This is a genomic window from Enterobacter sp. CC120223-11, from assembly GCF_900215375.1.
In the GTDB taxonomy this organism is placed as follows: Bacteria; Pseudomonadota; Gammaproteobacteria; order Enterobacterales; family Enterobacteriaceae; genus Scandinavium.
In genome coordinates this window covers 67,120-87,503 of sequence record NZ_OBEF01000010.1, presented here as the reverse complement: position 1 = coordinate 87,503, position 20,384 = coordinate 67,120, and the positions used below count along the sequence as shown (strand labels likewise).

Genomic DNA, 20,384 nt, shown 5'->3' with positions numbered 1-20,384 from the left:
CGTGCTCGAATCAGTTCCCTCTCCTCTCTGAGGAGAGGGTTAGGGTGAGGAGAATCAGCACAGCTCCAGCTGAATGTTATGCTCCGCAATCACCTGCATCACGCCCGCCGGCGGCATCACGTCGGTGTAGACCGCATCGACCATGCTGATGCTGCCCATGTTCACCATCGCGTTACGGCCAAATTTGGAGTGATCCACCACCAGCATGACGTGGCGCGAGTTTTCAATGATCGCCCGCTTGGTGCGCACTTCGTGATAGTCGAACTCCAGCAGTGAACCGTCGCTGTCGATCCCACTGATGCCGAGAATGCCGTAGTCGAGGCGGAACTGAGAGATGAAATCGAGGGTCGCTTCGCCAATGATGCCGCCGTCACGACTGCGCAATTCGCCGCCCGCCAGAATGACGCGGAAATCCTCTTTCGCCATTAACGTGTTCGCCACGTTGAGGTTATTGGTGACGATGCGCAGGTCGGAGTGCTCCAGCAGCGCGTGGGCCACCGCCTCCGGCGTGGTGCCGATGTCAATAAACAGCGCGGCACCGTTGGGGATCTGACTCGCCACTTTTCGGGCGATGCGCTCTTTTTCTGCGGCCTGATTCGCTCGTCTGTCCTGCCAGGAGGTGTTCACCGCACTCGACGGCAGCGCCGCCCCGCCGTGATGGCGCAGGATCATCTTCTGCTCAGCAAGGTCGTTGAGATCGCGACGAATGGTTTGCGGGCTGACGGCAAACTGCTCCACCAGTTCTTCCGTGCTGACATAACCCTGCTGTTTTACCCGTTCAATAATCGCGTCATGACGTTGTGTTTGTTTCATGCAAGATCCCTGGAATCCGTTAGATCAATAGCTATATTCGTTTTCGCACATTCTGCGTGTCGGCGAACGCCATCGCCAGCCCAACGGCCAGACCCGTGACGTGCGCGCCGTTGGCAATCGACATACCGAAAAGATCCAGCCAGCCCACCACCAGCCAGAGCAGCGAGAAAATAATCAGGCCGCGCTGGAGGTAAATGCCACTTTGCGGGTCCCGCTCTCCGCGCAGCCAGGCGTAGCCCATCAAGGCGTAAACCACACCCGACAAACCACCAAACCACGGGCCGCTAAATTTATGCTGTATAAAGCCGCTCAGCAGCGCGCTGATCAGGGTAATCACCAGCAGCTTGCCGCTGCCAATGCGCTTTTCCACCAACCCGCCGAGGTACCACCACCATAGCAGGTTGAAAAGGATATGCATCAGCGAGAAGTGCATAAACGCATGGCTGAAATAGCGCCAGATTTCAAACTGCTGGGACGCGTCGTAAGGCCAGGCCAGCGCCAGCATTACCGCCTGATCGCCCACCACATTCATCACAATAAACACCAGAATACAGGCGCACAGGATGAGCCAGGTCAAAGGTCCGGCGTTGCTTTTCAACGTGGCGAGAAACGGATAGCGCTGATAGTGCAGCCCGCTGTTGGTATGGCCTGACTGCCAGCTCGCCGCCAGATAGCGGGGATCGGCGGGGTTCTCAAGGAAGCGGGCCAGCTCGTTCTGAACGCGCGCGGCCTGAGACTCGTCGGCCAGCCAGACATCCGTTTGAGTATGTTGCTGAAGGGTCAGGATAACGCCCTGCGTTGCCATATAGTCAACAAACGCCTGGGCGACGCGCGGGTTAGTAAAGGAGGTAATCATCAACATACGGGGCGTCGCTTATTCCACACAAAGGAGGACAGTATACCTGCTCAGCTTCCGTGCGCCACTTCGGCCGGGAAATGGCGGTGCCAGGCGTCGAAGCCGCCGTCCACGCTGTACACGTTGTCGTAGCCCTGCGTTAGCAGATACTGCGCAGCACCTTTGCTGCTGTTGCCGTGATAGCACATCACCATCACCGGCGTACCAAAATCAACGTCGTGCATAAACGCACCCAGCGTATCGTTGGTCAGATGAAACGCGTCCGGCGTGTGGCCCATTGCGTAACTTTGCGGATCGCGGATATCCACCATCACCGCCAGCCCCTGGTGCAGTTTCTGGTGCGCTTCTTCTACGTTGATACATTCAAATTGATCCATGGTGCTCTCTTTTATTCTTTGGGTGATGTGCGCTGTTTCTACCCTCACCCCGGCCCTCTCCCTGAAAGGGAGAGGGAGCTAATCATTCCCTCGCCCCTTTGGGGAGAGGGTCAGGGTGAGGGGAAAATGTCCGCGCTATTTTACCGCCTGGCGTGCGTCTTCAACATAGCTAAACGCTAATTTGTTACATGCATCACTCTGAAATGTTTTTTTGTTGTTACCAGATGCGCGTTTGTTTGCTATATTGAGCGATAACGAACATTTATGAACTTTAACGAAAGTGCACGAGGGCGCAGCATGGAAACCAAAGATCTGATTGTGATAGGCGGTGGCATCAACGGTGCCGGTATCGCGGCAGACGCCGCAGGGCGTGGTTTATCCGTGCTGATGCTGGAGGCGCAGGATTTGGCCTGCGCAACCTCCAGCGCCAGCTCCAAGCTGATTCACGGCGGGCTGCGCTATCTCGAACACTACGAATTCCGCCTGGTGAGCGAAGCGCTGGCCGAGCGTGAAGTGTTGCTGAAGATGGCGCCGCACATCGCCTTCCCGATGCGCTTTCGTCTACCGCATCGCCCGCATCTGCGCCCGGCGTGGATGATTCGAATCGGCCTGTTTATGTATGATCATCTCGGTAAACGCACCAGCCTGCCGGGTTCGGCCGGGTTGCGTTTTGGCGCGGACTCGGTACTGAAGCCGGAAATTGTGCGCGGTTTCGAATATTCCGACTGCTGGGTAGACGACGCGCGTCTGGTGCTCGCCAACGCGCAGATGGTGGTGAAAAAAGGCGGTGAAGTGCTGACCCGTACCCGCGCCACCTCCGCCCGTCGCGAAAACGGCCTGTGGATTGTCGAAGCGGAAGACATTGATACCGGCGAGAAATTCAGCTGGCAGGCGCGCGGCCTGGTCAATGCCACCGGCCCGTGGGTAAAACAGTTCTTCGACGACGGCATGCATCTGCCGTCACCCTACGGTATTCGCCTGATCAAAGGCAGCCACATTGTGGTGCCACGCGTGCACACCCAGAAGCAGGCCTACATCCTGCAAAACGAAGATAAGCGCATCGTGTTTGTCATTCCCTGGATGGATGAGTTCTCGATCATCGGTACCACCGACGTTGAGTACAAAGGCGATCCGAAAAATGTCGAAATAGACGAGAGCGAAATTAACTACCTGCTGAAGGTGCACAACGCTCACTTCAAAAAACAGCTGGGGCGCGATGACATCGTCTGGACCTACTCTGGCGTGCGTCCGCTGTGCGACGACGAGTCTGATTCTCCGCAGGCCATCACCCGCGATTACACCCTGGATATCCACGATGTTGACGGCCAGGCACCGCTGTTGTCGGTCTTTGGTGGCAAGCTCACCACCTATCGTAAGCTCGCCGAGCACGCACTGGAAAAACTGACGCCGTACTACAAAGGCATCGGTCCGGCGTGGACCAAAGGTTCGGTGCTGCCGGGTGGAGAACTTGAAGGTGACCGCGACGATTACGCCGCGAAGCTGCGCCGCCGCTATCCGTTTATCAGCGAAGGCATGGCGCGCCATTTTGCCCGCACCTACGGCAGCAACAGCGAGTGGATTTTGGGTGAAGCAAAAGAGATTGCCGATTTAGGCGAGCATTTCGGCCATGAGTTTTACGAAGCGGAGCTGCGCTATCTGGTGGAGCATGAGTGGGTGCGTCGCCTTGACGATGCTATCTGGCGTCGGACCAAGCAGGGTATGTGGCTGAATGCCGAAGAGCAATCCCGCGTCGCACAGTGGCTGGTACAGCACGCGGGAAAGCATGAATTGTCGTTAGCGTCTTAATCCAGATCTGAATTTCCCCTCTCCCCGGCCCTCTCCCGAAAGGAGAGGGAGAAAAACAAACCTGCGCTGAATAGTTCCCTCTCCCTGCGGGAGAGGGTTAGGGAGAGGGCAACGACTACAACCTCACTGGATCAATATGCCAGATATGATCCGCATACTCCTGAATGGTCCTGTCTGACGAGAAGTAGCCCATGTTGGCGATGTTGCGCATCGCTTTGGTGGTCCACTCTTCCGGGTTGCGGTACAGCTCATCAACGCTGTCCTGACAGTCCACGTAGCTGCGGTAATCCGCCAGCACCTGATAGTGATCACCAAAGTTAATCAGCGAATCCACCAGGTCACGGTAGCGCCCCGGCTCTTCCGGGCTGAACAGGCCAGTCGCGATTTGCGTCAGCACCTGATGCAGTTCTTCATCCTTATCGTAGTAATCCCGCGGCTTGTAGCCTTTGGCGCGCAGCGCTTCGACTTCTTCCGCCGTGTTACCGAAGATAAAGATATTCTCTGCACCCACATGCTCCAGCATCTCGACGTTTGCCCCATCCAGGGTGCCGATGGTCAACGCACCGTTGAGGGCAAACTTCATGTTACTGGTGCCGGAGGCTTCGGTTCCCGCCAATGAGATCTGCTCGGAGAGATCCGCCGCCGGAATGATCACCTGCGCCAGGCTCACGCTGTAGTTCGGGATAAACACCACCTTCAGCTTGTCGCCAATCTGCGGGTCGTTGTTGACCACCTTCGCCACGTCGTTGATAAGATGGATGATGTGCTTTGCCATGTAGTAAGCCGACGCGGCTTTCCCGGCGAAGATATTCACGCGCGGCACCCAGTCGGCTTTCGGATCAGCTTTTATGCGGTTGTAGCGCGTGATCACATGCAGCACGTTCATCAGCTGACGTTTGTATTCGTGAATGCGTTTGATTTGCACGTCGAACAGCGATTTCGGGCTCACCACCACGTTCAGCTGCTGGGCGATGTACTCCGCCAGCCGCTTTTTATTCTCCAGCTTGGCGTGATGCACCGCCTGATTGACCAGCGGATAATCAAGATGCTGCTCCAGTTCGGTCAGCTGGCTGAGGTCCGTGCGCCAGGTGCGGCCAATGTTTTCATCCAGCACTTCAGAAAGTGACGGGTTCGCCAGCGCCAGCCAGCGACGCGGCGTCACGCCGTTGGTCACGTTGGTGAAGCGCATCGGGAAAATCTTCGCGAAATCGGCGAACAGCGACTGCACCATCAGGTTCGAGTGCAGCTCCGAAACGCCGTTGACCTTGTGACTGATCACCACCGCCAGCCACGCCATACGCACCCGACGACCGTTAGACTCGTCAATGATCGACGTGCGGCTAAGCAGGCCAGTGTCGTTCGGGTACTGATCCTGAAGCGTTTTCAGGAAGTAGTCGTTAATCTCGAAGATAATTTGCAGATGGCGCGGCAGAATTTTGCCGAGCATTTCCACCGGCCAGGACTCCAGCGCTTCGCTCATCAGCGTGTGGTTGGTGTAGGAGAAGACCTGACAGGTCACGTTAAAGGCATCATCCCAGCTGAATTTATGCTCATCGATGAGCAGGCGCATCAGCTCCGGAATCGACAGCACCGGGTGCGTGTCATTCAGGTGAATGGCAATTTTCTCCGCCAGGTTGCTGTAGGTTTTATGCAGCTGATAGTGACGGCTCAGAATGTCCTGCACGGTGGCCGAGACCAGGAAATACTCCTGGCGCAGGCGCAGCTCACGCCCGGAATAGGTCGAGTCGTCCGGGTACAGCACACGGGAGACGTTCTCGGAGTGGTTTTTATCCTCCACCGCCGCGAAGTAGTCGCCCTGGTTGAACTTCCCGAGGTTGATTTCACTGCTGGCCTGGGCGTTCCACAGACGCAGAGTGTTGGTGGCATCGGTGTCATAGCCCGGAATGATCTGGTCGTAGGCCACGGCCAGAATCTCTTCGGTTTCCACCCAGCGGGATTTCTTGCCCTCCTGCTGAATGCGGCCGCCGAAGCGCACGGCATAGCGGGTGTTGTGACGCTTAAACTCCCACGGGTTACCGTACTCCAGCCAGTAATCAGGGGATTCCTTCTGCCGCCCGTCGACGATGTTCTGCTTGAACATGCCGTAGTCATAGCGGATGCCGTAGCCGCGCCCCGGCAGGCCGAGCGTCGCCAGCGAGTCAAGGAAGCAGGCCGCCAGACGCCCGAGGCCGCCGTTGCCGAGGCCTGGATCGTTCTCTTCGTCGATAAGCTCTTCAAGCTCCAGCCCCATCCCTTCCAGCGCGCTTTTTACGTCCTCATAAATCCCGAGTGACAACAGCGCATTAGAAAGGGTGCGACCAATCAAAAACTCCATCGACAGGTAATAGACCTGACGACCTTCCTGCGACAGCTGGGCGCGGTTCGAGCGCAGCCAGCGTTCAACCAGGCGGTCACGTACCGCAAACAGCGTGGCGTTCAGCCATTCGTGCTTGTTGGCGATGGCCGGGTCCTTCCCGATGGTGAACATCAGCTTATAGGCAATCGAGTGTTTCAGTGCCTCAACGCTGAGTGTCGGCGACGCGTAAGTAAAGGGTGCATTCATAGAAATGGTTCCTGTGATTACATCAAGCGTTGATAAAGCTCGCGGTAAGAGGTCGCCGCGACTTGCCAGCTAAAATCCATGCTCATCGCCTGACGCTGAACGTAGCGCCAGAGTGACGGGCGTGACCACAACACGAAAGCACGCCGGATAGCTCTCAGCAGCGACCAGGCATTACTGTCTTCAAACACGAAGCCGCTGGCGACGCCGTCGGCCAGGTTTTCCAGCGAGCTGTCGGAAACGGTGTCCGCCAGCCCTCCGGTGCGCCGCACCAGCGGCAGCGTGCCGTATTTCAGGCCGTATAATTGCGTTAAGCCGCACGGCTCAAAGCGGGAAGGCACCAGAATCACGTCCGCCCCGCCCATAATGCGGTGCGAGAAGGCTTCGTGATAGCCAATCTGCACGCCAACCTGCCCCGGATGTTCGGCGGCGGCGGCGAGGAACCCTTCCTGCAATACCGGGTCGCCCGCGCCTAAAAGCGCCAGTTGACCGCCCTGTTCGAGCAGGCCCGGCAGCGCTTCGAGCACCAAATCCAGGCCTTTCTGATGCGTCAGCCGACTGACCACCGCAAACAGCGGCACCTTATCGTTGACCTTAAGCCCCATCGCAATCTGCAGCTGGCGTTTGTTCTCTGCCTTCTCTTCCAGCTGATCGCGGGTGTAGCGCGATGCCAGCAGCAGGTCATTCTCCGGGCTCCAGATGTGCGCATCCACGCCGTTCAATATCCCCGACAGTCGCCCTTCCTGATGACGCTGACGCAGCAAACCTTCCATGCCGTAGGCGAACTGCGGCTCGGTGATTTCGCGGGCGTAGGTCGGGCTAACCGCCGTGATGTGATCGGCGTAATAGAGCCCCGCCTTCAGGAACGAAATCTGCCCGTTAAACTCCAGCCCGTGCATGTTGTAGAACGACCACGGCAGATCAATCTCATTCATGTGATGGGCGTAAAACATGCCCTGGTAGGCCAGGTTATGCACCGTAAAGACCGACTTTGCCGGGTGGCCGCGCGCCGCAAGGTACGCTGGAGCCAGGCCCGCGTGCCAGTCGTGCGCGTGCACGATTTCCGGGCGCCAGAACGGATCGAGCCCCACGGCCATTTCAGCGCCTACCCAGCCGAGCAGCGCAAAACGTTGCACGTTATCGGTATAGGCAAACTGGTTCGTATCGTGATACGGGCTGCCCGGTCGGTCATAAAGATGTGGTGCATCAATCAGATAGATACCCACGCCGTTGTAGCGACCAAACAGCAGCGTGATGCGCCCGGCGAAGGTGTCGCGACGGGTCACGACCTGAGCATCCGTCACGCCACGGCGAATATCCGGGAAGGCTGGCAGCAGCACTCGGGTATCCACCCCATCGGCAATCTGCGCCGCCGGTAACGCGCCAATCACATCTGCCAGACCGCCGGTTTTCAGCAGCGGGAACATCTCTGAACATACATGTAAAACCTGCATTATCGCTCCTGTCAGCCCTGCAGTTTGCGCAGCATTTCACGCGTGACCAGCACAATACCTTCCTCAGAACGGTAGAAACGACGCGCGTCCTCTTCCGCATTCTCCCCAATGACCATGCCCTCTGGTATCACGCAGGCACGGTCGATAACGCAGCGACGCAGGCGACACGAACGTCCAACCCAGACGTCTGGCAGTAAGACTGCCGAATCAATGTTACAGAACGAGTTAATCCTCACGCGCGGGAACAGCACCGACTGCACTACCACCGAGCCGGAGATAATGCAGCCGCCGGAAACCAGCGAGTTCAGGGTCATGCCGTGGCTGCCCGAACGGTCCTGTACAAACTTCGCGGGCGGCAGCGATTCCATATGCGTACGAATCGGCCAGTTCTGATCGTACATATCCAGCTCAGGCGTGACGGAAGCCAGGTCGAGGTTTGCCTTCCAGTACGCCTCAAGCGTACCCACATCGCGCCAGTAAGGTTCGGATTCCGGGTCGGACTGAACGCAGGACAACGGGAAGGGATGTGCATACGCCATGCCAGATTTGACAATTTTCGGGATGATGTCTTTGCCGAAGTCGTGGCTGGAGTTCTCCTCGGCGTCGTCTTCGGTCAGCAGGTCGTAAAGGTAATCTGCATCAAAGATATAGATGCCCATGCTGGCGAGGGATTTGCTGTCGTCGCCCGGCATGGTTGGCGGCTTCGCCGGTTTTTCGACGAATTCGATAATCTTTTCTTCGTTATCCACCGCCATCACGCCAAACGCCGTTGCCTCTTCAACGGGCACCGGCATGCAGGCCACGGTGCAACGTGCGCCTTTTTCGACGTGATCGATAAGCATGCGCGAGTAATCCTGCTTGTAGATGTGGTCCCCGGCGAGGATCACAATGTACTCGGCTTTGTAGCGGCGAATGATGTCGAGGTTCTGGGTGACCGCATCGGCGGTGCCGCGATACCAGTTCTGGCCGCTGACGCGCTGCTGCGCAGGCAGAATGTCGACGAACTCGTTCATCTCTTCGCTAAAGAAGGACCAGCCGCGCTGAATGTGCTGCACCAGCGTGTGGGACTGATACTGAGTGATTACGCCGATGCGGCGAATACCTGAGTTAATGCAATTAGAGAGGGCAAAATCAATGATGCGGAATTTGCCACCAAAGTGCACCGCCGGTTTTGCGCGGGTGGTGGTCAGGTCTTTCAGTCGGGTTCCGCGCCCACCGGCGAGGATCAGCGCCACCGATTTGATCGGCAACTGGCGCGCTAACATCAGAGGATCGTTCTTTTCAAGTCTAACCATGATTAACTCCTTTTCTCGCTCGTTACACGTCCGAGCGGACCTTTTCGAATACGCACACTCCGTGCGCGGGCCCATGCCAGACAGCCAGGATGACCGGATTATCCTCTCCGGCGAATGGAGGAATGGCGCGCCACTCCCCTTCAGGTAATGCCATCTCTGCAACCTCCTGCGAGCCGTTCAGCGTGATAAGCCAGGTGCCTGAAAGCAGAATCTGCATCCGGGGGCTTCCCTGTTGCCACGCTTCAACGCTCAGAGGCTGCGCGTTCTCGTTCAGCCAGCAAACGCGGCCATCACCCTCCTGCCACCAGCGGTCTTCGGTCAAAGCCGGGATCTGCTGGCGCAGGCGAATGAGGGCTGCGGTAAACGCGGTCAGGCCAGCGTTGGCCTTTTCCCAGTCGAGCCAGGTTAAGGCGTTGTCCTGACAGTACGCATTGTTATTGCCGTGCTGACTATGGCCGTGTTCATCCCCGGCCAGTATCATCGGCGTCCCTTGTGATAAAAGCAGCGAGGCCATCAGGGCATGGACGCTGGCCCGCCGCCGTTCAGTCACATCAAGACTGCCGTCTAATCCTTCTATACCATGGTTGCAGCTGTGGTTATTGTTCGTGCCGTCGCGGTTTTCTTCACCGTTTGCCTCATTGTGTTTCTGATTGAAACTGACGCAGTCCTGTAGGGTAAAACCGTCGTGCGCCGTGACCAGATTCACCGACGCCGACGGCAGGCGTCCGTTGAAGTTGAACACATCGCTGGAGCCTGCAAAACGGCGGGCAAATTCGCCGAGCGACAGGCTTTGCTGCAGCCAGAAGCGGCGCGTAGCATCGCGGAAATGGTCGTTCCATTCGGCGAACAGCGGCGGGAAGTTGCCGACCTGATAGCCGCCGTCACCAATATCCCAGGGCTCCGCAATCAGCTTCACGGCGCTTAAGTGCGGATCGTTTTTGATCGCCTCAAACAGGGGCGCATCCTGACGAAATTCCGGCGTGCGGCCCATTACCGAGGCCAGGTCAAAGCGGAAGCCGTCCACGTGACACTCATCAACCCAAAAGCGCAGGCACCGGTGAGCGTATTCCACCGAGCCTGGCGTGCTGAGATTCAGGGTGTTACCGCAGCCGGTCCAGTTGTGGTAATCGCCATCGTCCCTTATCCAATAATAGCTACGGTTGTCGATTCCGCGCAGGGAGAAGGTCGGGCCGTCGAGGTCGACCTCCGCGCTGTGGTTCAGCACGATGTCGAGAATCACCTCAATGCCCGCCGCATGCAGCGCCTTCACCGCATCGCGAAACTCCTTCAGCGCCGTCTTCGGCGAGGTGGCATAGCGCGGATCGACGGCAAACATCGCCAGCGGGTTGTAGCCCCAGTAGTTAGTGAGCCCCAGCCGTTGCAGGCGCGGCTCGCTGGCGAAGTGCGCGACGGGCAGCAGCTCCAGCGCCGTAATACCGAGCTTTTTGAAATAGGCGATCATCAGCGGATGAGCAAGGGCACCGTAGGTTCCGGCCAGATCTTTCGGAATACCTGGATGCAGATACGTCAGCCCTTTGACGTGCGCCTCGTAAATAATAGTGTTGCTCCAAGGCGTGCGCGGTAGCTCGTCGTCTTCCCAGTCGTAGCGGAGATCCACCACCACGGAGCGAGGTGCGACGCTCGCACTGTCGCGATCGTCTGGCGTGTCATGGCCGCCGTGAAGAATGGGGTCATCAATCGCCTCACCGTCCACGCGATAGGCGCAGGGATCGAGCAGCAGCTTCGCCGGGTTATAGCGATGCCCCTGATGCGGATCCCATGGCCCATGCACGCGAAAACCGTAACGCAGGCCAGGGCGCGCTTCAGGCAGATAGCCGTGCCACACGTCGCCGGTGCGCTCGGGTAAATCGGAGCGTCGCTCGTTGCCATGTTTATCAAACACACAGAGTTCAACCCGCTCCGCATGGGCGGAGAAAAGGGTGAAGTTCACGCCTTTGCCGTCGTAGCTTGCGCCGAGCGGCGCGGGTTTTCCTGCCGTGAGTTTGCTCATTCTCCCTCCCGGACCAGCCAGATGGTCGACAGCGGCGGCAGCGTGATGGAGAGCGAGTTCGGGCGTCCGTGGCTCTCAATGGCATCACTGTGCACCGCCCCAGCGTTCCCGGCATTGCTGCCGTGGTAGTGCATGGAGTCGGTATTCAGGATTTCACGCCAGCGGCCCGACTGATTGATGCCGAAACGATAATGTTCGCGCGGCACCGGCGTGAAGTTGCTGGCGACGATGATTTCGTTGCCCTGCCTGTCGCGGCGCACAAAGACAAACACCGAGCGCTCGTGGTCATCGACCACCAGCCATTCGAAGCCGTAAGAGTCGTAGTCCAGCTCATGCATCGCTTTGTGGTGACGATAGGTCAGGTTGAGATCCCGCACCAGCCGCTGCACGCCGTGGTGCCAGTTGTCGCCGCCGCTCAGCAGATGCCAGTCGAGGCTGGTGTCGTGGTTCCACTCGCGGCCCTGGGCAAATTCGTTGCCCATAAACAGCAGCTTTTTGCCCGGAAAAGCGTACAGCCAGCCGTAATAGGCGCGCAGGTTGGCGAACTTCTGCCAGGCATCGCCCGGCATTCTGTCGAGAATCGATTTTTTGCCGTGCACCACTTCATCGTGCGACAGCGGCAGGACGAAGTTTTCTGTGCCGTTGTACAACATGCCGAAGGTCAGCTTGTCGTGATGATGTTTGCGATAAACCGGGTCAAGTTTGAAATAATCGAGGGTGTCGTGCATCCAGCCCAGGTTCCACTTGTACCAGAAGCCGAGCCCGCCCATCTCAGGCGGCCTTGAAACGCCCGCGAAGTCCGTCGACTCTTCCGCCATGCTCACCGCGCCCGGCACCTGCTCGCCGAGAATACGGTTGGTGCTGCGCAGGAACTCAATTGCTTCGAGATTTTCACGCCCGCCGTGCTCGTTAGGCACCCACTCGCCCTCTTTGCGGCTGTAGTCGCGGTAAATCATTGAGGCCACCGCATCCACGCGCAGGGCATCAATGCCGAAACGCTCAATCCAGTACAGCGCATTGCCGACCAGGTAATTCTGCACTTCGCGGCGGCCATAGTTATAAATCAGGGTGTTCCAGTCCTGATGGTAGCCTTCCTTAGGATCGCTGTGCTCGTACAGCTCGGTGCCGTCGAACTTCGCCAGCGCAAAATCGTCCGACGGGAAGTGGCCCGGCACCCAGTCAAGAATGACGTTCAGCCCGGCGTTATGGGCCGCGTTAATGAAATAGCGGAAATCTTCGCGGGTGCCAAAACGACGCGTCGGCGCGTACAGGCCCGTCGGCTGATAGCCCCAGCTGCCGTCGAACGGATGCTCATTGATCGGCAGCAGTTCCAGATGGGTGAACCCCATCCATTTGGCATACGGCACCAGCTGGTCTGCCAGCTCGCGGTAGCTCAGCCAGAAGTTGTTGTCGGTATGACGCCGCCAGGAGCCGAGATGCACCTCATAAATGGCGATGGGCGCGTCGAAATTATTCGCCTGCCTGCGCGATTCCGGCTGCTCGATTTTTTCCGGCAGACCGCAAATCAGCGACGCGGTTTCAGGGCGCATCTGCGCTTCGAAGGCATACGGGTCCGCCTTGATGCGCAGCTTGCCGTGGGCGTCGATCATCTCGAATTTATAGAGCTGACCGTTGTGCGCCCCGGGAACAAACAGCTCCCAGATACCTGACTCCGCCCGCAGGCGCATCGGGTGACGGCGACCGTCCCAGTAGTTGAACTGCCCAACCACCGACACGCGACGTGCGTTCGGTGCCCAGACGGAAAAACGCGTACCCGTTACGCCATCCATGGTATCGGCATGCGCACCCAGCGTCTCATACGGGCGCAGGTGCGTACCTTCCGACAGCAGCCAGGCGTCCATCTCCTGCAGCAGCGGGCCGAAGCGGTACGGATCGTCAATCAGGTTTTGCTGGCCGTGCCAGATGACGGCCAGCTGATAGCGGAAAGGATTTTTACGCCGCGGCATCACGCCGCAGAAGAAACCGCGCGAGTCTAGGCAGTCGAGCTGCCCGACTTTACGCCCGGTCTTTGGTTCGATGACCCACACTTCAGTCGCGTCAGGTAACAGTGCGCGGACTTCCAGCCCTGCGGCGGTGCAGTGCATGCCAAGCACGGAAAAGGGATCCGCAAAATGGCCGGCAATCAGAGCATTAACCACGTCTCTGTCGATACGTTCGGACATGCTATTCATCCTGTTATAGGTGTCGCTGTTTTGTTTCTCTGTAGCGACTTTTTTTGACCTGAACGGCGCGGTAAAAACGAGCTTCCTTTTCGCGCCATCCCACCTTCAGGGAAAACCTCTCCCTTAAAGCATAGCCAAGGCTTTATCTGACTCCGGGTAAAAGTTGATACATACGTAATAGCTCCTTGTTATACGTATAAGTGACAGGCGTAAAAAAGGGGTGACTCAGCACCCCGTCTTTCATTTTGTTACGCTAATTGTCTCAGCATGCGTCTTAACGGCTCTGCGGCTCCCCAGAGGAGCTGATCGCCGACGGTGAAGGCGGAGAGGTACTCCGGCCCCATATTCAGCTTACGCAAGCGCCCGACCGGCGTGGTCAGCGTGCCGGTGACTGCCGCTGGCGTCAGCTCGCGCATGGTGATTTCACGATCGTTTGGCACCACTTTAGCCCACGGGTTGTGCGCCGCCAGCATCTCTTCGATGGTCTGGACAGAGACGTCTTTTTTCAGCTTCAGGGTGAATGCCTGGCTGTGGCAGCGCAGCGCGCCGATGCGCACGCACAGGCCGTCAACCGGAATAATATTCTGCGTGGCGAGAATTTTGTTGGTTTCCGCCTGGCCTTTCCACTCTTCGCGGCTCTGGCCGTTGTCGAGCTGCTTGTCGATCCATGGGATCAGGCTGCCCGCCAGCGGTACACCGAAGTTGTCCACCGGCAGATCGCCGCTGCGGGTCAGTTGGGTGACTTTGCGTTCGATATCCAGAATGGCCGATGCCGGGTTTGCCAGCTCGTCCGAAACGTAGTTATACAGGCCGCCCATCTGGCTCAACAGTTCGCGCATGTGGCGCGCGCCGCCGCCGGAGGCTGCCTGATAGGTTGCCACAGAGGCCCACTCGACCAGGTCGTTGGCGAACAGGCCGCCCAGCGACATCAGCATCAGGCTGACGGTGCAGTTACCGCCGACAAAGGTTTTCACGCCTTTGTTGAGGCCGTCGGTAATGACAGCCTGGTTGACCGGGTCCAGAATGATAATGGCGTCATCTTTCATGCGCAGCGACGAGGCCGCATCAATCCAGTAGCCCTGCCAGCCGCTTTCACGCAGCTTTGGATAGATTTCGTTGGTATAATCGCCGCCCTGGCAGGTGACAATAATGTCGAGAGCCTTCAGCGCCTCCAGATCGAAAGCATCCTGCAATGTTCCACCGCTATGGGTGCCGAACGCAGGCGCAGCCTGACCAAGCTGAGAGGTGGAGAAGAAGACCGGGCGGATGGCGTCAAAATCGCGCTCTTCTACCATGCGTTGCATGAGTACAGAGCCGACCATTCCACGCCAGCCGATAAAACCAACATTTTTCATAACGTATTTTCCTGCAGAGGTGTGTGCTGTTGTGTCTGGCCCCATTTTCCATTGCTGGACGCAGGGGTTCTCACACATTACAAAATGCAGCCAAAGTCGCAAGTGAAAAAATTCAATGATTCGTCATCATTAAGTAAAGCAACTTATTTAACGCGCTCATTACTCTTAGCATGAAGCGCAATTATCAGGGAACAATCTCATGAGTGAAATCCTTTCCGCGGCGGTTTTATTGATCCTGATTATGGATCCCCTGGGAAATTTACCGATTTTTATGTCGGTGCTGAAACATACGGAACCCAGGCGCCGCCGGGCGATCATGATACGTGAGCTATTGATTGCAATAGTGATAATGCTCATTTTCCTCTTCGCCGGAGAGAAAATTCTCGCCTTCCTGAACCTGAGCGCAGAGACCGTTTCTATCTCCGGAGGGATTATTCTGTTCCTGATTGCCATAAAGATGATTTTTCCCGGCAACGAGGGCAGCAGCAACGGCTTACCGGCGGGTGAAGAACCCTTTATTGTGCCGCTGGCCATCCCACTGGTTGCCGGGCCGTCGCTGCTGGCAACCTTGATGCTGCTGTCGCACCAGTATCCGAATCAGATGGGGCATTTAATTATCGCGCTGATGCTCGCCTGGGGCGGCACCTTTGTTATTTTGCTGCAGTCGGGGCTCTTTTTGCGCCTGCTCGGCGAGAAAGGCGTGAACGCGCTGGAGCGCCTGATGGGGCTGATTCTGGTGATGCTCGCCACCCAGATGTTCCTCGACGGCATTCGGGTGTGGATGAAAGGCCAGGCCTAAGCAAAACGGCAGCCTTCGGGCTGCCGTTCTGTTATTCGGGCGAGATGCGTTAACCCACCCGCTCAATCACCTCTGTACTCACCGTAAACGGCGTTGGCGTGCAGACCGCCAGGCTTAAACCTTCATGCTGCAAATCGCTGAGGTGCAGATTCAGCGGCGCGGTGCTGTCGTAGCTGACAATCTGCCAGGCGCTGCCGCCGCGCTGTTTGACCATCGCTTCTTTACGCGTCCAGATGCGCCAGAACGCCGTCAGGCGGTGCTCCTCAGCTTCACGCTCAATCTCAATATGTTCGTTGCCGGTAAAGGTGGCGTTAGCCAGCTGCTGCCACTGCGGGCGCGGGCGGAGCATTTCAATGTCGCAGCCCACCTCGCCTTCGTCGCTGACCAACAGGGCGATGTTATCGCCGCTGTGGCTCAGGTTGAACCACAGCGCGTGACGCTCGTCGAACCCCGGTTTTCCCTGATCGCCAAGCTGTATTTCGGGCAGCGGCGAGACGGCATGGCACAGCAGCGCACGCCCGGCAAGCCAGGCGCTGCGGCGCGTCCCCTCGGGCGCACTCTCTGCGAGCGCCGAAGGCAGCGTGGCCAGACTGAGGGTTGAAATATTCCCGAGGAACAGCCGATACATCGTTACTCCCAGCGTCTAATAACTATCGAGGTGTTGATCCCACCGAAGGCGAAGTTGTTGCTCTGCAAAAACTCGCAGTCAATCGCCCGTGACTCTCCCATAATGTAGTCCAGATTGCCACATTGTTCGTCAGGCTGTTGCAGGTTCAGAGTTGGCGCAAACCACCCCTCGCGCATCATTTGCAGGCTCATCCAGGCCTCCAGCGCGCCGCAGGCCCCAAGCGTATGCCCGAAGTAGCTTTTCAGCGATGAAATCGGTGTGCTGTTGCCATAGACCGCCGCCGTGGCCTGGCTTTCCGCGATATCACCGCGGTCGGTCGCCGTGCCGTGGGCGGAGATATAGCCGATATCCGACGGCGCAAGACCCGCCTGACGCAGCGACTGCTCCATACAGATCTGCATCGTTTCCTTCTGCGGCTGAGTGATATGGGCCGCATCGCAGTTGGTGGCGAAGCCGACAATTTCGCCGTAAATTGTCGCGCCGCGCGCTTTGGCGTGCTCCAGCTCTTCCAGCACCAGTGTCCCCGCGCCTTCGCCAATCACCAGCCCGTCACGGTTGACGTCAAACGGCGATGGCGTGGTCGTTGGTGCGTCGTTGCGTTGGCTGGTGGCGAACAGCGTGTCAAACACCGCCGCTTCCGACGGGCAAAGCTCCTCCGCACCGCCTGCGACCATGACGGTCTGATAGCCGTGGCGAATCGCTTCGTACGCGTAGCCAATCGCCTGGCTGCCTGAAGTACAGGCGCTGGAGGTGGGGATCACGCGTCCGCGCAGGCCAAAGAACAGCCCGGTGTTGACGGCAGTAGTGTGCGGCATCATCTGCACATAGGTGGTGCCGGTGATGTTGTTGGTGTGCTTCTCGGTCAGCATGGTGGCGAACTCGCTCACCGGGCCGGTGCTGCCGGTTGAGGAGCCGTAGGCAATGCCGGTTTCGCCGTTGGTCAGCACGCTTTCGTCAATCAGCCCGGCCTGCTCCAGCGCCAGTTCACTCGCGCGGGTGGACATCAGCGAGACGCGGCCCATCGCGCGGATGCGCTTGCGGGTGTAGTGCGCAGGCAGCGTAAAATCATCAATTGGCGCGCCGAGCAGCGTGTGCAGCCCGTCATAAACCTGCCATTCCGGCATTTTGCGTACCGCATTCTGATAGCTGCGCAGGCGCGCAGAAACCGCATCCCAGCTTTCACCAAAGGCGGTCACGCCGCCCATGCCGGTTATGACTACGCGACGACTCATAACATGCCTCCGTTAATGGAAATCACCTGACGGGTGACGTAGCCCGCAATGTCGGACATCAGATAGCTGGCGAGCCCGGCCACTTCGTCGGCCTGACCCATGCGTTTCATTGGAATGATGCTCATCGCCTCCTTCAGCGCCGCTTCTTCCATCTCGATCATGCCGGTGTCGATAAGCCCCGGCGCAATGCAATTGACGGTGATTTTGCGCTTCGCAAGCTCGATGGCCAGCGCTTTCGTCGCGCCAATAATCCCCGCCTTCGCCGCGCTGTAGTTCACCTGGCCGCGGTTGCCCATCACGCCGGACACCGAAGAGAGCGTAATGATGCGCCCGCCTTTGCGGCCTGAAATCATCGGCATGATACACGGGTGAATGACGTTGTAGAAACTGTCCAGGTTGGTGTGGATCACGCTATCCCAGTCGTCTTCGCTCAGCGCCGGGAACGCGCCGTCGCGGGTGATGCCCGCGTTGCTGACCACGCCGTACCACGCTCCATGCTGCTCGATATCCGCTTCCAGCACATCGCGGCACTGCTCGCGGTTGCCCACGTCAAACTGCAACACACGGCCTGTACCGCCCGCGCCCTCAATGGCTGAGAGAGTGTCCTGCGCGCCTTGTTTGTCGCTGTGATAATGCACGCCCACGGTAAACCCGTCGGCGGCAAGCTTCAGCGCGATCGCGCGGCCAATGCCCTTGCTGGCCCCGGTGACCAGAACTGAACGACTCATGATGACGCTCCCTGTTGAAACAGTGTGGTTAATTCTTCTGGCGTTGGCTGGAAGGTGTTCACGCGCCCGCAGGCAAGCGTCTCGCCGCCTGCGGTGATGAGACAGTCGAAGCTGCCGAAACGCTCGTCCTGCATCAGCAGGGTGACGGTAATGTCGAGCACGCTGTCGGCACTCATTTCCCCGGACGTGCATTTCAGCTCGCGCGCGCCCAGCACCATGCCTAATGAAATTTGTGCCTCGCCGCGCTGCTGGCGATGCCAGCCGGACCAGACGCCGACGGTCTGCGCCATCAGCTCCAGCGCATACCAGCCCGGCAGGTTGCCACTGGCGTCGAGGAACGGCGCGAGCACGCCGTGGCGACTCACTGTAACCTGACAAACGGCCTGTTCGTCGGTGACGTTAAGCACCGTTTCAAGCAGCAGCATCGGCGCGTCGTGGGGCAGATAAGCGCCCGGTGATAAGTAGTGGCTCATGCCGTTCTCCCCAGCAGGATGCTGGCGTTGTTGCCGCCAAAGGCGAATGAATTCGACAGAATAACCGGCCGGGCCAGCGGCTGCGGCGCGGTCAGAATGCCGCAGGCCGGAAGCGTCGGATCAGCAGGCGAGCGGCTGAAATCCTGCGGCGGAAGCGGCAGGCTACGCTGCAGAATCAGCCAGCTCAGCGCCGCTTCGGTAATGCCTGCCGCACCCAGCGTGTGCCCGGTCAGATGTTTGGTGGAACTGCACGGCACGCTTTCGCCAAACAGCGCGTGGACGACGGTGGATTCCACCTGATCGTTGAGCGGCGTGGCGGTCCCGTGCAGGTTGATATAGCCCACGTCCTGTGGTTGAAGGTTCGCATCACTCAGCGCCTGCTGAATGGCGCGAATGGCCCCTTCCCCTTCAGGATGCGGGGCAGAAATATGGTGCGCATCGCTGGATTCGCCAACGCCCAGCAGCGCCACGGGCTGCGGCTCGCGGGTGAGCAGCATCAGCGCTGCGCCTTCGCCAATGGTGATACCGCAGCGGTCGCGGCCAAACGGCTGGCACAGCGTCGTCGAGAGCGACTCTAAGCTATTGAAACCGTTCACCGGCATGCGGCTCAGCGTGTCGGCCCCGCCGACAATCGCCACGTCGACCAGGCCCGCCTCAATCAGGCGACGGCCGCTGATCATCGCCCGAGCGCTGGAGGAACAGGCCGTGGAGAGCGTATAGGCCGGGCCTTCCAGCTTCAGCCAGTTGCGCAGGAAGCGTGACGGGTCGCCGAGCTCCTGCTGTGCGTAGCGCCATTCGCTGCTCTCCTGACCGTTCAGCGTCAGGTTGGCGTGGATGTCGCCTTCATCAAGCCCGGAGGTGCTGGTGCCCATGATCACCGCCACACGGTCGCGACCAAAGCGGGCGATGGCCTCGTCCACCTGCGACTGAATCTGCGCCAGCGCCGCCAGCAGCAGCTGGTTATTGCGGGAGCGGTGTGCGGCAAACGCATCGTGAATGACAGGCAGCTCGCCGTCCACGCCGCCAAGCACGGCGGCAACGTCACCCTGTAGCCAGCCTTCACGCGAGCGCATCCCCGGCGCGGTGCCCGCACAGAGGTTGACGGCAATTTCGTCCGCCGTGTTACCCAGCGCGTTAATCATGCCTGCGGCAGCTATGTAGATCATCTCAGTCACCCAGGTATTGAATGGTGATGTGGTAATTGAAGACGTGCTGTTCGATGCTGATCGGTTCGCGTTTGCCTTTGCGCTGCATATAGGTGATTTCAGTCACCAGTTTGCCGCCTGCGTTGCGAAGCTCACGTTTATCACCCCGGTCGGTCAGCGTCCAGCCTTTCGGCAGCTGCGGCGTCCAGGCGCTGAGCGGCCAGTGGCTCAGCATGACGTCGGCCAGCACCTGGCTTGCCGGTGGCAGCTGCGGTACCACGATGGACTGCTCGGTGTGAATGCCCTGCTCGTCATAGGTGACAAGGAACAGGCGAATGCCGACGGATGACAGGCCCGCCAGCGTCAGCTTTTTGTCATCGGCGTTCAGCATCACCAGCAGCGACTGCGTTTTGCCGTTGAAGCTGCCGGTCAGCAGCTGCTGTGAGGTGACAGCAGGCGTAATACCGGGAGCAGGCAGCGTGACCTGCGTGCCTGGCTGGAGCCACGCCTGCGGGCGGCCATTTTCATTTTGTGATGAATGGCTGCAGCCGGTCAGGATAAGCATCGCCGCCAGGGCTGCGAGCTTTAAAAAAGTGCGAATCATCATTTACCTCAAAACAGTGTTGCCGGATGGCGCGATTGCCGGGTGGCGCTGGCGCTTACCCGGCC

At 58.7% G+C, this 20,384-nt stretch carries 17 protein-coding genes; 2 read left to right on the top strand and 15 right to left on the bottom strand.

Annotation, left to right across the window (positions count from 1 at the left end):
* Positions 1–54: 54 nt before the first annotated feature.
* The 3 genes from CRO87_RS13220 to glpE are packed head-to-tail and all read right to left on the bottom strand — an operon-like array spanning position 55 to position 2,046.
* Positions 55–813 (bottom strand): DeoR/GlpR family transcriptional regulator, encoded by a 759-nt coding sequence (locus CRO87_RS13220; protein WP_097163410.1) that lies wholly within the window; start codon positions 811–813, stop codon positions 55–57.
* Between the two features lie 31 nt (positions 814–844).
* Complete coding sequence (gene glpG, locus CRO87_RS13215) at positions 845–1,675, bottom strand: rhomboid family intramembrane serine protease GlpG (protein ID WP_097163409.1); 831 nt, start codon at positions 1,673–1,675, stop codon at positions 845–847.
* Positions 1,676–1,719: 44 nt separating this feature from the next.
* Complete coding sequence (glpE, locus tag CRO87_RS13210; protein ID WP_097163408.1) at positions 1,720–2,046, bottom strand: thiosulfate sulfurtransferase GlpE; 327 nt, start codon at positions 2,044–2,046, stop codon at positions 1,720–1,722.
* A 297-nt stretch (positions 2,047–2,343) separates the two neighbouring features.
* Here glpE and glpD point away from each other — a divergent pair, with 297 nt between their 5' ends.
* The gene (glpD, locus tag CRO87_RS13205) at positions 2,344–3,852 is read left to right on the top strand and encodes a glycerol-3-phosphate dehydrogenase (RefSeq protein WP_097163496.1); all 1,509 of its coding nucleotides are present in this window, start codon (positions 2,344–2,346) and stop codon (positions 3,850–3,852) included.
* A 115-nt stretch (positions 3,853–3,967) separates the two neighbouring features.
* Here the strand turns inward: glpD and glgP are convergent, their stop codons facing one another.
* The 6 genes from glgP to asd form a co-directional block, all read right to left on the bottom strand.
* Positions 3,968–6,415 carry a glycogen phosphorylase gene (gene glgP / locus CRO87_RS13200; protein WP_097163407.1) on the bottom strand — a complete coding sequence of 816 codons (2,448 nt, stop codon included), beginning with the start codon at positions 6,413–6,415 and terminating at the stop codon, positions 3,968–3,970.
* A gap of 17 nt (positions 6,416–6,432) precedes the next feature.
* Positions 6,433–7,866 carry a glycogen synthase GlgA gene (gene glgA / locus CRO87_RS13195; protein WP_097163406.1) on the bottom strand — a complete coding sequence of 478 codons (1,434 nt, stop codon included), beginning with the start codon at positions 7,864–7,866 and terminating at the stop codon, positions 6,433–6,435.
* An 11-nt stretch (positions 7,867–7,877) separates the two neighbouring features.
* Positions 7,878–9,161 carry a glucose-1-phosphate adenylyltransferase gene (gene glgC, locus CRO87_RS13190; protein WP_097163405.1) on the bottom strand — a complete coding sequence of 428 codons (1,284 nt, stop codon included), beginning with the start codon at positions 9,159–9,161 and terminating at the stop codon, positions 7,878–7,880.
* A gap of 22 nt (positions 9,162–9,183) precedes the next feature.
* On the bottom strand, positions 9,184–11,172 hold the full coding sequence (glgX, locus tag CRO87_RS13185) for a glycogen debranching protein GlgX (protein ID WP_097163404.1): 1,989 nt from the start codon (positions 11,170–11,172) through the stop codon (positions 9,184–9,186).
* On the bottom strand, positions 11,169–13,355 hold the full coding sequence (glgB, locus tag CRO87_RS13180) for a 1,4-alpha-glucan branching enzyme (protein ID WP_097163403.1): 2,187 nt from the start codon (positions 13,353–13,355) through the stop codon (positions 11,169–11,171). Before glgB ends, glgX begins: the two co-directional genes overlap by 4 nt.
* 248 nt (positions 13,356–13,603) lie before the next feature.
* Positions 13,604–14,710: an aspartate-semialdehyde dehydrogenase gene (asd, locus tag CRO87_RS13175; RefSeq protein WP_097163402.1), complete on the bottom strand. Its 1,107-nt coding sequence runs from the start codon at positions 14,708–14,710 to the stop codon at positions 13,604–13,606.
* Between the two features lie 199 nt (positions 14,711–14,909).
* Between asd and CRO87_RS13170 the strand changes: the two genes are divergently transcribed.
* Positions 14,910–15,509 carry a YhgN family NAAT transporter gene (locus CRO87_RS13170; protein ID WP_097163401.1) on the top strand — a complete coding sequence of 200 codons (600 nt, stop codon included), beginning with the start codon at positions 14,910–14,912 and terminating at the stop codon, positions 15,507–15,509.
* 49 nt (positions 15,510–15,558) lie between these two features.
* Here CRO87_RS13170 and acpT read toward each other — a convergent pair whose 3' ends face one another.
* From acpT to CRO87_RS13140, 6 genes are read right to left on the bottom strand one after another with little or no spacing between them, the layout of a single operon-like run.
* Positions 15,559–16,137 (bottom strand): 4'-phosphopantetheinyl transferase AcpT, encoded by a 579-nt coding sequence (acpT, locus tag CRO87_RS13165; protein ID WP_097163400.1) that lies wholly within the window; start codon positions 16,135–16,137, stop codon positions 15,559–15,561.
* Positions 16,138–16,139: 2 nt separating this feature from the next.
* Entirely contained in the window at positions 16,140–17,369 is a 1,230-nt protein-coding gene (locus CRO87_RS13160) for a beta-ketoacyl-ACP synthase (protein ID WP_097163399.1), read from the bottom strand.
* A complete protein-coding gene (locus CRO87_RS13155) occupies positions 17,366–18,097 on the bottom strand; it encodes a 3-ketoacyl-ACP reductase FabG2 (protein ID WP_097163398.1) in 732 nt (243 codons plus the stop codon). Before CRO87_RS13155 ends, CRO87_RS13160 begins: the two co-directional genes overlap by 4 nt.
* Positions 18,094–18,570 (bottom strand): 3-hydroxy-fatty acyl-ACP dehydratase, encoded by a 477-nt coding sequence (locus CRO87_RS13150; RefSeq protein WP_097163397.1) that lies wholly within the window; start codon positions 18,568–18,570, stop codon positions 18,094–18,096. Before CRO87_RS13150 ends, CRO87_RS13155 begins: the two co-directional genes overlap by 4 nt.
* A complete protein-coding gene (locus CRO87_RS13145; protein WP_097163396.1) occupies positions 18,567–19,736 on the bottom strand; it encodes a beta-ketoacyl-[acyl-carrier-protein] synthase family protein in 1,170 nt (389 codons plus the stop codon). The genes CRO87_RS13150 and CRO87_RS13145 overlap by 4 nt, the downstream gene beginning before the upstream one ends.
* Before the next feature lies 1 nt (position 19,737).
* Positions 19,738–20,322 carry a DUF3261 domain-containing protein gene (locus CRO87_RS13140; protein WP_097163395.1) on the bottom strand — a complete coding sequence of 195 codons (585 nt, stop codon included), beginning with the start codon at positions 20,320–20,322 and terminating at the stop codon, positions 19,738–19,740.
* Positions 20,323–20,384 lie beyond the last annotated feature (62 nt).

Bases quoted from the DNA above. Each gene is read 5' to 3' on its own strand.
- glgX (WP_097163404.1), bottom strand. From the start codon at position 11,172: ATGAGCAAACTCACGGCAGGAAAACCCGCGCCGCTCGGCGCAAGCTAC.
- acpT (WP_097163400.1), bottom strand. From the start codon at position 16,137: ATGTATCGGCTGTTCCTCGGGAATATTTCAACCCTCAGTCTGGCCACG.
- glgB (WP_097163403.1), bottom strand. From the start codon at position 13,355: ATGTCCGAACGTATCGACAGAGACGTGGTTAATGCTCTGATTGCCGGC.
- glpE (WP_097163408.1), bottom strand. From the start codon at position 2,046: ATGGATCAATTTGAATGTATCAACGTAGAAGAAGCGCACCAGAAACTG.
- CRO87_RS13150 (WP_097163397.1), bottom strand. From the start codon at position 18,570: ATGAGCCACTACTTATCACCGGGCGCTTATCTGCCCCACGACGCGCCG.
- glpG (WP_097163409.1), bottom strand. From the start codon at position 1,675: ATGTTGATGATTACCTCCTTTACTAACCCGCGCGTCGCCCAGGCGTTT.
- CRO87_RS13145 (WP_097163396.1), bottom strand. From the start codon at position 19,736: ATGATCTACATAGCTGCCGCAGGCATGATTAACGCGCTGGGTAACACG.
- glgA (WP_097163406.1), bottom strand. From the start codon at position 7,866: ATGCAGGTTTTACATGTATGTTCAGAGATGTTCCCGCTGCTGAAAACC.
- asd (WP_097163402.1), bottom strand. From the start codon at position 14,710: ATGAAAAATGTTGGTTTTATCGGCTGGCGTGGAATGGTCGGCTCTGTA.
- CRO87_RS13160 (WP_097163399.1), bottom strand. From the start codon at position 17,369: ATGAGTCGTCGCGTAGTCATAACCGGCATGGGCGGCGTGACCGCCTTT.
- glgP (WP_097163407.1), bottom strand. From the start codon at position 6,415: ATGAATGCACCCTTTACTTACGCGTCGCCGACACTCAGCGTTGAGGCA.
- glgC (WP_097163405.1), bottom strand. From the start codon at position 9,161: ATGGTTAGACTTGAAAAGAACGATCCTCTGATGTTAGCGCGCCAGTTG.
- CRO87_RS13220 (WP_097163410.1), bottom strand. From the start codon at position 813: ATGAAACAAACACAACGTCATGACGCGATTATTGAACGGGTAAAACAG.
- CRO87_RS13170 (WP_097163401.1), top strand. From the start codon at position 14,910: ATGAGTGAAATCCTTTCCGCGGCGGTTTTATTGATCCTGATTATGGAT.
- CRO87_RS13140 (WP_097163395.1), bottom strand. From the start codon at position 20,322: ATGATGATTCGCACTTTTTTAAAGCTCGCAGCCCTGGCGGCGATGCTT.
- CRO87_RS13155 (WP_097163398.1), bottom strand. From the start codon at position 18,097: ATGAGTCGTTCAGTTCTGGTCACCGGGGCCAGCAAGGGCATTGGCCGC.
- glpD (WP_097163496.1), top strand. From the start codon at position 2,344: ATGGAAACCAAAGATCTGATTGTGATAGGCGGTGGCATCAACGGTGCC.